Consider the following 12508-nt stretch of genomic DNA (forward strand, 5'->3'; position numbering starts at 1 on the left):
GGCGATAAAAGGGGTGCCCCTGGCCTTAGACTTAGACGGCCGACGGCACCCTTTTTATGCCGCCGTTACCGTGCTCGCAACCCTGCCGAGAATACATTCTTGAGGGCGGCGGCCTCAAGCTGAGCTCCTGCTCCCTAAATCGCGGACAGCACGGCGCCTGTCGCGATCCGGTGGAAGAACGGAGAATGGGAGACACGATGCTCGCCCACCGGATCGTCCGCAATGAATGGCAGCCGCTCCGCCTCCAGCTCCTCCAGCCTGTCCACCCGGCCTTCCACATAATCAAGCAGCCGATCCTCGGCCGATTGCAGGCGGGCCACCACCCCGCCGTAGCGGATATCGAGCACTTCCCACCCGAACGGCTTGCTTGTCGCCATCCACAGCGAGCGATGCGCCCTCCGCGTCAATTCCACCTGCTCGCGGACGCCCGGAATGACGTTCTCCGCCAGACTGCGGAGCTTGTCATGTTCCCCCGCCCGATACGCAGATGCCACCTGCAGGCCGAGCGTTCCCTTCATCGCCAGCGTCTGCGCCAACTTCTCATAGAACCCGAACACCAGCTTATGCGTTCCCGCAGCTTGCGCTTCGGCGGCGGCAAGCCGCTCGGCCAGTTTCGCATAATGGGCCGGCAGGGCAGTCTCCAGTTCGCCTTCCAAATCTTTGTCGAATAATCCGATTAACGTATCCTGCCAGAGCAGGAACTTGGATGCGTTCGAGCTGTGCATATTGTTCTTCGTCACGCCCGGCGTCTCGTCCAGATAAGTGAGCCGCCAATAATCGTCCAGACACTGGCCGGTGCAGAGGCGGAAGCGCTCCGCCAAGGCCGACTCGTCTACCTCGCCGTCCGTATACCCGTGCTCCGCGAACAATTGAAGGCCCGGCAGAACCGTCAAATGGTTCGTCTCCTGCCCGTTGTCCCCCCACGCCGTCGCAAAGACTTCGCGTATGCCCTTCGCCTTGCAGGCCATAAGCGCCGGATTCGTGTTCTGCCATGTCTTGCCGTAGTTCGGGCTGAGGCTCCCCCACAGCCAGACGCCGCCGGCGAACACCGGATCCGAACCAAGCGCGCGGTGCTTGTCAAGGAAGTTCTCATAAAATTTCTGATCATCATGATAATAATCCCAATAGACAAACTGAACGCCCTTCGGAATCCGGGCCACCGCATCGCTGGAAAATTCCAGGTCCAGATCGTAATAATGGCCCCCGTTATTCATCAGCAGGTGGAAATACATATCGCTCCACATCATCGGCTGTAAGCCATGCTTCTCGGTAATCTCCAGCACGCGCCGCAAATGTTCGTTCATAATATCGAACCGTTCCCGGAAGCCGTGCTTAAACAAATATCGCCCCAGTCCAAGTCCGAACGCCTCGTCCATGCCGATATGAATCCGGTTCGAGCGAAGCGGCTTCGAGACGGCCGCGATCATGTCCTCAATGAAGCGGTAGGTGGCATCCGAGCCGGCCAGCAGCACATCCTCGGTATCGCGCAGCTCCTCGGCCACATCCCATTTCAAGGCCTGGGCCAGGTGGCCCAGCGTCTGAATGCACGGCACCACCTCGATCCCAAATTGGGCCGCGTAATCGTCAATGGCTCGCAGCTCATCCTCGGTATAGCGTCCCCGCATATACCCGAAATAAGGCCGCTCCGGCACCTCATATGTATCCTCCGTATACAGCATGATGCCGTTCAAGCCCATTAACGCCATCGAACGGAGTAATTCCTTCAGCATGGCCAGATGAGGAACGGCATTCCGCGAAGCGTCGATCATCGCCCCGTTATACGTAAATTGCGGCCGTTCTGCAATATGGAACGTCCCTCCCTGGCGATAAGCTTCGACGAACCGCCCCAGCCCCCGGAAAAAGTGGATGGGCTCCGCATATCGGATCCAACCGGCGCTTCCGTCCCAGGACACCGACAACTCCCCGGCGGCCTGCTCTACCTTTACAGCTATCGCTGCGGGATTAGGGCTGCCTCCCTCGCTAATCTCCAGGTCAAGCAGCTCCTGCAGCTCCCGGATTCCGGGCAGGAAGCGGTCCACATCGCCGCTAAATTGAATATGCATCCTTTTTGTACCTCCTCTAGTTGTATAAATCCGCTCCATGCTGGTCACTGTAAGCGGCAGGATGGGATTAGGATAGCGCTATCGCTCCCGTTTCGCAACCTCAGGGCGACTTTGCTGTTATACGGTTAAGTAGGCAAGCATCCTGCGACGCCACCAGTTGGGTAAGATCACCGGGCTCTCTTTGCTCCTTTGCTTCAATATCCCAACCATTCAGCTTGTCCCTGAACCGTTGGAAGAAGGACAATAAGGACTGGCAGGGAGTTCGCCCGCTCTTTGCTCCGTTATCCCCGGCACTCAGTTTGTGCCATGAGCCGATGGGATATTAACCGTAAGGACTGTAAGGAGCGACCTCCATCCCTGAGTCATTGGCATATTAGAGCAAAGGCATAAATCAGCGGGGTTTTCCCAGCGAACAACACCCAAGTGGATTACAATGGAGCCCCGATAAAGAGCCAGGTTCTTCGCAAGGGCTGTGCACCAACGCTTCCTCCCCGTCCTTTCGTAGACATGCCAAAAAGACATGGCTTGCCGATCCATGTCTTGGGGCAGATTTGGCAGCAGCAGGGCGTATAGAACCGCCATCATCCCGTCAATGCTATTGCAAAGGGGGTGACACGCCATGGCTAAAGACGTGCTGTGCGAAGTGAACAGCTGCAAATACTGGGCTGCCGGCAATAAGTGCAACGCTTCTTCGATTTATGTCGTGAATCGTCAAGGAAGACAAGCAAGCAACTCGGAAGAAACGGACTGTAAAACGTTCGAGCCCAAAATTTAGCGCAGGTCCAAGCAGCCTTGCCGGGCTGCTTTTTCACTCTTGTACTGATAATTATTATCATTTCCTTCCGAATATATGCAAGCCCCGATCACCCTATTGAGAAAACGGATGCCTTTACGCAACTGCATGCCCAAATGGCCTCAAGGATCAAGAAACCAGGCCCGGACTGGACGGACCTGGTTCAATATATCACGCGAGCGGAAGCTTATCCCGTGACAGATTGGTCAAGGCTCCCGGAGGAGGAAGCCGCCGCAGTTGGGGCCGCTGATGCCATAGAAGCGGAAGCACCCGGCGCGGAAGTCCGAGCCGGCATGGCTTCATCCGGATTCGGCCGCAAATAAGCCAGGCAGTAAGCGCCCGCCACGAAGACGGCACCGCCGGTGAGGTTGCCTAGCCAGACCGGAATGAAGTTCATGATATATTCTCCCCAGCTGTAATAGCCTTCGAAGATGGCTGCCGGAATGACGAACATGTTGGCCACCACGTGCTGGAAGCCGATGGCTACGAATGTCATCGTCGGGAACCAGATGCCCAATACTTTGCCGCTGAAGCTCTTGGAGCCGTAAGACAGCCACACCGCCAACGCCACGAGCCAGTTGCAGCCGATACCGGAGACGAACGCTTGCAGGAAGCCTTCTTCCAGCTTGTGTCCGGCGACGGACACGGTCTTCTCCAGATAGACGCCATCGGCGGTCAGGCCGACGATATGCCCGAAGAAGTATGCGACGAATATCGCTCCCAGGAAATTGCTCAACGTAATCACGATCAGATTGCGTGCGACCTCGCCGGTCGTAATTCGGCCCTTCATCCGGGCCAACGGGACGGCCATCATATTGCCGGTCAGCAGTTCGCCGCCCCCCAGCAGGACGAGGATAAGCCCGATCGGGAAGAGGGACGCGCCGATAAGACCGGTGATCGTCCCCCACTCCAGAGGAGCCCCCGCCGTCACCCGTATATACAGTAAATATCCCAGCGCGATGAACGCGCCTGCCAGAAAACCCAGTATCACCATAACCGACAGCGGATTGCGGGCCTTGGCCGTTCCTGTCTCCACCGTCGCTGCCGCTATTTCCTGCGGCTTCAAGTATCCTGCCATATTGCATTACCTCCTTGCACCGCAAGTACCTTGTCGCCTGTCGCATCCTCCCGGATGAACGCAACGGTCACGCCGTTATGGCAGTCCGTTGCAGACGGATGTAAGATGCAAGTTCATTGTATCGAAGGTTCTCAGTCGAGGTTGTGCAATTTATCACAAGACAATGTTCAAAATGAACAATCTGGCAACACCTCATGGAGGAAATCAAGAACCGCCGGGAGCCCCCATGAACCGCCAAAAACGACAAAAAGCCCGCGTACCTTGCGGCCGCGGACTTCGTTATCTGAATTAGGCTCTCGCGATGATGCTGCGGGCGATGTGAACTCCGGCCGCCCCCGCTTGCGCCAACCCCCGGGTAACCCCGGCCCCGTCGCCGCCGCAGTACAGCCCGGCAATCTCGGATTCGAGCGACGCATCCAGCTTCGGGCGGGCCGAGTAGAATTTCGCCTCGACGCCGTAGAACAGCGTATGCTCGGAAGCGATTCCCGGCGTCACCTTGTCCAGCGCCTCCACCATTTCGATGAGGCTCTTCATCGTGTTATATGGCAGCACGAGACCGAGATCGCCCGGCACCCCCTCGCGGAGCGTCGGCTCCAGGAAGCCTTCCCGAATGCGCTTCTCGGTAGAGCGGCGGCCGCGGAGGATATCGCCGTATTTCTGCACAATGACGCCGCCGCCGGACAGATCGTTGGCGCGTTTGCAGATTTCGCGGGCATACTCGTTCGGCTTGTCGAACGGCTCCGTGAACGTGTGCGAGACGAGCAGGGCGAAGTTCGTATTTTTCGAGCCGAGCTTCGGATCCTTGTAAGAGTGGCCATTCGCGCACATGATGCCGCTGTGGTTCTCGACCACGACATGTCCGGACGGATTGCTGCAGAAGGTGCGCACCCGCGTGCCTACGGACGTGTTGAAGATGAACTTGCCTTCATACAGATGCTCGTTAATCTCCCGCATGACGACATCAGACGTCTCGACGCGCACGCCGACATCGACCTGATTGTTGTACATTTTCAGGCGGCGCTTCTTCAGAATCTCCTTCAGCCAGGCGGAACCGTCCCGTCCCGGCACGATAACGACGCGATCGGCTTCGAGCGTCTCGCCGCCCTTCAGTTCGATGCCCTTCACGACATGGCGGCCGTCTTCCTTCACGGTGACGAGATCCGCCACTTCGGTCTTATGCATCATATCGATACGGGTCTTCAAGTATTCAAAAATCGATTTCAAAATCTCCAGGTTCTGCTCCGTCCCCAAGTGGCGGACTTCCGCACGCAGCAGCTTCAAGCCTGCCGCATAGCCCTGCTGTTCGATCCGGCGCACGGTCTCGGTCGTCGGGTCGGTTATATTCGTCGTGGCACCATGCTCCAAATTGATGCGGTCCACGTATTGAATCAGATCAAGCACCTGCGAGGGCGGCAAATAATCCGTCAGCCAGCCGCCGAACTCGGTCGTGATATTGAATTTGCCGTCACTATAGGCGCCGGCTCCGCCGAAGCCGTTTGTGATGGAACAGGCGGGCAAGCATCCGGCGAATTCTTTGCGGCCGATAGCCGGAGGGCAGAATTGAATTTTCTCCTCCAGAATCGGACAGCTCCGCCGGTAAATATCATGGCCTTTGTCCACCAACAGTACGTTAAGATGGGGGGCTTTCAACGTCAGCTCGTAGCATGTAAAAATTCCTGCGGGCCCTGCGCCGACGACAATGACATCATACTTGCTCATAAGATCAAGATCCTCCTCGTTCATGACACGTTGTATGAATCTGAATAGGGCGAATGACGAACTTCCGTTCCTTTTCTAGGCGACAAAAAATCCTGACTTCACCCGGGTATGCGGAAGCACACCGCTCGTAGTCAGGAATTTACGGCTCCTGGTAGAGACCCCCGGACCTTATCTCCGGGAATATACGAACAGGAATAATAGCAACATTGTGATCAACTTCATTGCCGTTCCCTAAAGGAGCGACATGGATATTGTAACGAATTTCCCCGAACGTGTCAATGAACTTTGGTTTTATTGTTCGTTATTTTTTCGTAAATAGAGAAGAAATCAGCCTTAATCAGAAAGAGAAACAAGCCTAAATCCGAATATTAATAAAACTCGCACCCTTTCCATTGGATTTATCCCTAAGACCCGCTACTCCCGTACACGAAAAATGCGCTATGATGGAGAATGCGTGTCCTGGCCCGAAGCTGGTAAGCTTGCCATTGGGATATGACGCTCGAAGAAGATTCAATGAAAAGGCGTGAATATAATGAACTCTGACTCTCCCTCCCGATCGGGCGGACTTGTTCTCGACCATCTCTATATCGCCCAAGGCAATTCGACCCTCCTTGATGCGCTACATGTCACGGTGCAGCCGGGCCAATGCCTGGCCGTACAATGCAACCATGTCACGGGCCAGTTGATCATGAATGTGTTGGCCGGCACCGCTGCCATGTCTACCGGAACGGTGAGCTGGAACGGGCTTCCCCTCCATTCCCCGGAAGCGAAGGCGCGCATCAGTTGGATCCGCCAGGAGGACGCTGTGCATGAACGGTTGACCGTGCGCGAGGCTGTCGGATTGTATATGAAATTATATAATGCATTCGATAAATCAAGACTGGAATCCGTATTGAAGCTGACCGGTCTGTGGAGCAAGCAGAACGTCCGGCTCGGCAAATGCACGGAAGCGGAGCAGCGACGCTTCCATTTGGCCCGGGCCGCCGCGGTGAAGCCGGAGCTGATTATTATGGAGGATCCGGAATTCCATCTCGATCTGGAGAGCTGCTTCCTGCTGCGTCAATGGATCCGCGAGCTCTGTCAGGAAGGGATCGCCTTCTTCATGACCGTGCCTTCGCTGGAGAGCGCGCTGACGCTGACGGATACCGTTCTGCGCTGGACGCCCGGCGGCTTCAAGGAAGTCATCCTCGAAGAAGACGGCGCCAGCCAAGCGCCGGAAGGAGCGGCGGCTCTCCCCCCGAACAGGAGGGAGGGCTTCTACGCCGAAGCCGCGCCGAGTGCCGCCGGGAAGCAAACGGACGCCTCACTGGAATCCGAAGCGAACCGTTCTGCCGCTGGAGCGACTTCATCGGCAGGCGCCGAGGACGAGACCGGCACGCCGTCCGGCAGCCAGCGCCACTATCCGCAAATTGTCTTCGATAAAGTGCCGGCTCGCGTGGAGGATAAAATTGTGCTCATCGATCCGATGGAGATGATCTATATCGAGAGCCAGGACGGAGTGGCTCATCTTCATGTCCAATCCGGCGAATATCCGTGCTCTATGACGCTGCAGGAACTAGAGCAAAAATTAAAGTCTTTCGGCTTTTTCCGCTGCCATCGCTCCTATCTGGTCAATCTGCAGCGCGTCCGTGAAGTCATCATCTGGTCGCGCAACAGCTACAGCCTCGTGCTGGACGATGAGAAGAAGAGCACCGTTCCGCTCTCGAAAAGCAAATACGAGGAAATGAAGGCGATTATGGGCATTTCTTAACCTGCCATAACGGAATTTTGCCGGAAGGAGAGGTTCAATCAGTCCTCGATCCGTTCCGTTCATCGTCTGAGATCCGCTTCTCGCCAATCATTTGCCGCAGTCTTCTCCCTCCCGGGATGGGATGAGGTCAACCGATTGAACTCGTTCAGCTCAGATGAACCGATCAACAAGCCCAATGGGAGGAAAGCAATAGGGAACCTATTATTGAAGCCCGCGCGCTGACCAAAATGTTCGGCAACCATTCCGCGCTGCGCTCGCTCGACTTCGCCGTTCATAGAGGAGAGACATTCGGCTTCCTGGGGCCAAGCGGCTCCGGCAAGATGACCGCCACAAGATGACCACGATTAAAATATTGACCGCCCAACTGCCGCCTACATCCGGGACGGCGCGCGTATTCGGGCAGGATGTCGCCCGTATGACGGAAGCCGAGCGATACCGGCATTTGTCCCGCATCGGCGTCCTGACCGACAGCATCACTTTGTACGACCGGCTGTCGGTGCAGGACAATCTGGAATGGTTCTGCAAGCTGTACCAGGTGCCGGCCAGCAGAGCGCCGGAAGCGCTGGAGCAAGTCATTCTGGCCGACGATCGGCAGACCGCCGTCAAAAATCTGTCCAAAGGAATAAAGCAGCGCGTCACGCTGGCACGGGCCCTGCTTCACCGGCCGGAGGTTCTGTTCCTGGACGAGCCGGCATCGGCGCTCGATCCGGGGAACACCCGCCGCATTCATGAATCGTCAAAAGCGTTGAATCGCGCGGGGACGTCCATCTTCCTCTCCACGACGACATGGAGGAAGCGGAGGCGCTCTGCGATCGGATCGCTTTCCTGCATCAGGGGCGCATCCGCGCCATGGATAATTTTTATAAAATTTACTGGGGGAGCCGTATTATGACTTACGCATGGAAACGAATCTCGGCGATTATCGAGAAAGAATGGAAGGATTGCTTCCGCAATCCCGCTCTGTTAAGTATGGCCGCGCTTCCGCTTATCTTCGCCCTCCTCTTCCGAGGCCGGGAGGAAGTCGGGATCGGCGTGCTGGCGCTGCCCATCAATATGGCCTTGACGATAACGGGGGCCTTCGTGCTCGCGATGATGGTCGCCGAGGAGAAAGAAAAGCATACGTTGCGGGTGCTGATGCTCTCGCCGGCCAGACCGTTCGAGGTGCTGATTGGCAAGAGCGCCGTCGCTGCCGCGATGACGGTGGCAGCCGTTATTTTGACCCTGTTCATCGCGGAGACGCCTGCCCTGTCTCCGCTTGCCCTTATCCTTCTGCTTGTTCCCAGCATCGTGATGTACTTGGCGATTGGCACGCTGATTGGCTTGCTATCCCGCACCTCGATGGAGACTTCCTTCATCGGCATGCCGCTGCACCTTCTCTTCCTGATGGGGCCCATGTTCGGCTCGCTGCTGAACCAGCCGGCGGTAGACTTGATGATCAGCTATCTTCCGACGGAGCAGCTCTCCCTGGCTTGCTCCAAGCTGTGGAGGGGCGGAACGCTGGCCGACGCGCTGCCGCATGCCGGCATCATTGCCGCCTGGATGGCCGCATGCCTGCTCCTGTGCTGCACGACTTACCGCACGAAGCGGTATGACGCATAAGCGGGCGGGAAGCGTGCTCCACCCGTCGACAACAGGAACTATTTCCCGAGAAATAAAGACAGCATTCGGCGGCGGCGCGACAGCCGCTCCCACTAGGGAGACAGACGAACCGTGCCGCCCTGTCCCGGTCTGCCGGCTTGCTTCCGGAGGCCGGCTTCGCGTTGTCCAGCCAAGCGGCCGCTCTATTGCGATAATCCGCGCATGACCGCTTCCGGCGGCGGGAAAGCCGGGATTGCGCTCCGATATGCGGAATATTTTGGATTGCGCCCCGTCTCAAAAACTTGTATCGTAGCATCAACCCGATGATCTGTGCGGGACATGGCCTTATTCTTCAGAACGGTCAGGGAACAGCCCATTCCCGTCCTTTCCATCCGTTGCCCGGCTGGGAAGGACGCAGGGCCGTCATTACGATAAATCGTCAAGAAAGGAGCTGCACATGAACAGCAAACCGCTAGCCGCCTCGCGTCCGGCGCCCGATCTGCTCAAGCAGTCAAGCCCGCAGCAGGATACGGTTTTCCGCATCCTTCTGGCCATCAGCTTCGTCCATCTGTTCAATGACTCGATTCAAGCCGTCATCCCTGCGATTTTTCCGATATTGAAAGACACGATGCGGCTCTCATACGGGCAGATCGGCTGGATCGCCTTCGCGATCAACTTCACCGCTTCGATTATGCAGCCCGTTGTCGGCTATGCGGCCGATCGGCGCCCGACCCCGGCGCTGCTCCCCATCGGCATGACGTTCACGTTCTTCGGCGTGCTGCTTTTGGCGCTGGCGCCGAATTACGGGCTGGTGCTGCTGGCCGTCATCCTCGTCGGACTCGGCTCGGCCGCCTTCCATCCCGAAGGGATGCGCGTCGCCCACATGGCCGCCGGGCTTCGCAAAGGCCTTGCCCAATCCATCTTCCAGGTCGGAGGCAACACCGGACAGTCCCTTGCCCCGATGCTGACGAAGTGGGTGTTTATCCCCTTCGGTCAGATGGGAGCGCTCGGCTTCACCTTCATCGCAGGGGCCGGCATCGCCGTGCAGACGTATATCGCACGCTGGTACCGCGGCATGCTCGATGCCGGATATACCTTCGCTAAGCGCCATCAGCAGCGGAAGATGGACCCGGCACGGCGCAGAAGCATCGCCTGGGCGACCCTGATTCTGGTCGTGATCGTCTTCGTCCGTTCCTGGTACGGGGCCGCCATCGGCAGCTATTACGCATTTTACTTAATGGAAGATTACCGGCTTACGCTGGATCAGGCCCAGCTCTATATTTTCCTGTTCCTGGGGGCAGGCGCGGTAGGCACCTTCTTCGGCGGGCCGCTGGCGGATCGGTTCGGCCGCCGCAACCTCATCCTGGCCTCGATGCTCGGCACCGCGCCCCTGGCGCTGCTGCTGCCGTTCGTCAATCTGTTCTGGGCCGGGGTGCTGCTGGCCCTCACCGGCTTCATCCTGCTGTCCAGCTTCTCGGTGACCGTTATCTACGCCCAGCAGCTCCATCCGGGCAATATCGGCACGGTCTCCGGCCTTATCACCGGCTTCGCCTTCGGGATGGGCGGTGTCGGCGCCTTGGCGCTCGGCTACTTCATCGACGGCTTCGGCATTACCCGGATTATGACGGTGTGCGGCTTCCTGCCGGTCCTGGGCGTTCTCGCTCTGCTGCTTCCGAACGATCGCACGCTCAACAAATGGGCGCAAGATGCCGAGGCATAATGCGCTGACTCCACCGCGATTCGCCATGGCCTCCGCCGCTTCGAATTGCGGTTCTTCACCGTTTGGACATATTTGTTCAAGCTTCCCCGCTTTCCACTTGCTCCCCGCGCTCACTAGATCTACAATATGATGTGCTTGCAATCGTTGCTCGCCGAACGCGGCAGCATCGCGCATCACGGCATGTCCCGCAATTGAATGAGGAGCTTGTGGAATCCGGCCCGATTCGCCGGCAATCAAGACAATCACATGTTACCGTGGAGATACGGATCACATATCCATCGTTCTAGACAGCATAAGAAAATACTTGGAGGTGATGGAGGATGACGCGGAATGCGCATCAAGAGCCGGTTCAGGACACGCCAGACACCGAATCATGTCCTCCGGCGGCGCAGGAGCAGACCCCGGCGGCAGACGAATCGAAGTCGGCCTGCGGCAGGGAAGAATACGATCAACAGACAATTCGATATTTGCAGCAGGCGATCCAGCGCATCAACCAGCTGTACCAAAAGCAAGCGTATCAGGAAGCGCTGCGGCAAGCCATGCGGCTGCAATTGGAATATCCGGAGCATCCGACCATTATGTCGCTGGCTGCCGTCGTGCATAAGCCCGTCGATCCGGACAAAGCTCTCGATTGGGCGGGAGAAGCGCTGCGGCGGGACATTTATCAGCCGGACGCCTGGCGGGTGCGGATGGGCATCTATTATGACCGGGGAGAGTGGGTAGCCTTCGAGACGGCGGCGAGGCAGCTGATCGCGATGGCGCCTGACGACCCGACGCCGCATCTGCTGCTCGCGCAGCACCAGATGCGCAAGGGCGCGCTGGAGCAGGCCGTTCTCTCGCTGGAGCGGTGCATCGATATCGAGCCGGCCGGACTCGCTTACGCCACATACAGCTATGTATTGGCTCAGCTGCAGCGGACAGCGGAGTCGAAGGAAGCCGAACGCCAGGCCCTGGCGATGGAAGAGGAGCATGCCTACACGCTGATGCAGCTCGCCTGGGCAGCCGACCAGCGCGGGGAGAAGGATCACTCGCTCCGACTGATGGAGAAGGCGGTCCGCCTGGACCCGGACGATGCCCAGGTCCGGGAGGAGTATATGGACACGCTGCAGAAGGCCAATCCGGCCTTTCGCCTTGTCTGGCTGCCGGCCCAGTGGTTCCAGAAGCTGAATCCGTGGATATTGTTTGTCATTTGGGTCTTATTTGCTTTTCTTAAACCGGTTCTGCTTATTGCCTTTATCCTGATTCATGTCTCGACCCATTGGATTAGCCGGTGGTATGTCAATTGGAAAGTATACGGGCGGCCTTGGGCATGATACCTTCAGGCCGCTCCCCATATGTACGAGTGCAAACGGCAAGTCCCTTCTCCCCGCTCCAATCAGCCGATAGCCGTCATAATGACGCCGACGGTAATCAGCAGGACGCCCAGGCTGGCGACAAGCGACAAGCGCTCTCCCAGGAACAGAAACGCCAACCCCACGGCCAACACGACACTGAGCTTGTCGACCGGAGCCGCCTTTGAGACTTCGCCCTTTTGAATCGCAATGAAGTAGAACAGCCATGACAGCGCGCCCGCTACCCCGCTCAGCACGATATACAGCAGCGCCTTCCGGTTGGCGAGAATCTCGCCGACCTGGGTCAGCTTGCCCTGAATGGCCAGCACCCCCAAGAGGAACACGGCCATAATGACGGCCCGTACGGCGGTGGCGGTGTCCGGATCGACATTCTTCATGCCAAGCTTGCCAAAGAGCGAGACGAGCGCCGCCATCACGGCGGACAAAAGGGCGAACCATAACCAGCTTCCCATTCT

At 57.7% G+C, this 12508-nt stretch carries 10 protein-coding genes and 1 riboswitch; of the genes, 6 read left to right on the forward strand and 4 right to left on the reverse strand.

Features of this window, described 5'->3' with window-relative positions; translation table 11 throughout:
- Positions 1-134: 134 nt before the first annotated feature.
- Complete coding sequence (locus tag L6439_RS26570) at positions 135-2063, reverse strand: beta-N-acetylhexosaminidase (RefSeq protein WP_168179175.1); 1929 nt, start codon at positions 2061-2063, stop codon at positions 135-137.
- 619 nt (positions 2064-2682) lie between these two features.
- On the opposite strand from L6439_RS26570, the gene L6439_RS26575 reads away from it, so the two are divergent.
- Positions 2683-2838, forward strand: a complete 156-nt coding sequence (locus tag L6439_RS26575) for a DUF1540 domain-containing protein (protein ID WP_168179174.1) — start codon at positions 2683-2685, stop codon at positions 2836-2838.
- A gap of 205 nt (positions 2839-3043) precedes the next feature.
- On the opposite strand, the gene L6439_RS26580 is transcribed toward L6439_RS26575, so the two are convergent.
- Both L6439_RS26580 and L6439_RS26585 read right to left on the reverse strand, forming a co-directional pair.
- Positions 3044-3934: a formate/nitrite transporter family protein gene (locus L6439_RS26580; RefSeq protein ID WP_213469816.1), complete on the reverse strand. Its 891-nt coding sequence runs from the start codon at positions 3932-3934 to the stop codon at positions 3044-3046.
- A gap of 288 nt (positions 3935-4222) precedes the next feature.
- Positions 4223-5653, reverse strand: a complete 1431-nt coding sequence (locus L6439_RS26585) for an NAD(P)/FAD-dependent oxidoreductase (RefSeq protein WP_213469815.1) — start codon at positions 5651-5653, stop codon at positions 4223-4225.
- Between the two features lie 108 nt (positions 5654-5761).
- A riboswitch (purine riboswitch) is annotated at positions 5762-5861 on the reverse strand.
- A 324-nt stretch (positions 5862-6185) separates the two neighbouring features.
- On the opposite strand from L6439_RS26585, the gene L6439_RS26590 reads away from it, so the two are divergent.
- The 5 genes from L6439_RS26590 (at position 6186) to L6439_RS26610 (ending at position 12014) form a co-directional block, all read left to right on the forward strand.
- Positions 6186-7403, forward strand: coding sequence for a LytTR family transcriptional regulator DNA-binding domain-containing protein (locus L6439_RS26590; RefSeq protein WP_168179171.1), 1218 nt, complete (start codon positions 6186-6188; stop codon positions 7401-7403).
- Positions 7404-7737: 334 nt separating this feature from the next.
- Positions 7738-8295 carry an ATP-binding cassette domain-containing protein gene (locus tag L6439_RS26595; protein ID WP_269155960.1) on the forward strand — a complete coding sequence of 186 codons (558 nt, stop codon included), beginning with the start codon at positions 7738-7740 and terminating at the stop codon, positions 8293-8295.
- On the forward strand, positions 8292-9002 hold the full coding sequence (locus L6439_RS26600; RefSeq protein WP_213469946.1) for an ABC transporter permease: 711 nt from the start codon (positions 8292-8294) through the stop codon (positions 9000-9002). The genes L6439_RS26595 and L6439_RS26600 overlap by 4 nt, the downstream gene beginning before the upstream one ends.
- 436 nt (positions 9003-9438) lie before the next feature.
- On the forward strand, positions 9439-10701 hold the full coding sequence (locus L6439_RS26605; protein ID WP_213469814.1) for an MFS transporter: 1263 nt from the start codon (positions 9439-9441) through the stop codon (positions 10699-10701).
- 320 nt (positions 10702-11021) lie between these two features.
- Positions 11022-12014: a tetratricopeptide repeat protein gene (locus tag L6439_RS26610; protein WP_213469813.1), complete on the forward strand. Its 993-nt coding sequence runs from the start codon at positions 11022-11024 to the stop codon at positions 12012-12014.
- Between the two features lie 62 nt (positions 12015-12076).
- Here L6439_RS26610 and L6439_RS26615 read toward each other — a convergent pair whose 3' ends face one another.
- Complete coding sequence (locus L6439_RS26615) at positions 12077-12505, reverse strand: EamA family transporter (protein ID WP_168179168.1); 429 nt, start codon at positions 12503-12505, stop codon at positions 12077-12079.
- Positions 12506-12508: the final 3 nt, after the last annotated feature.

This window comes from Paenibacillus dendritiformis (assembly GCF_021654795.1).
Lineage (GTDB): Bacteria > Bacillota > Bacilli > Paenibacillales > Paenibacillaceae > Paenibacillus_B.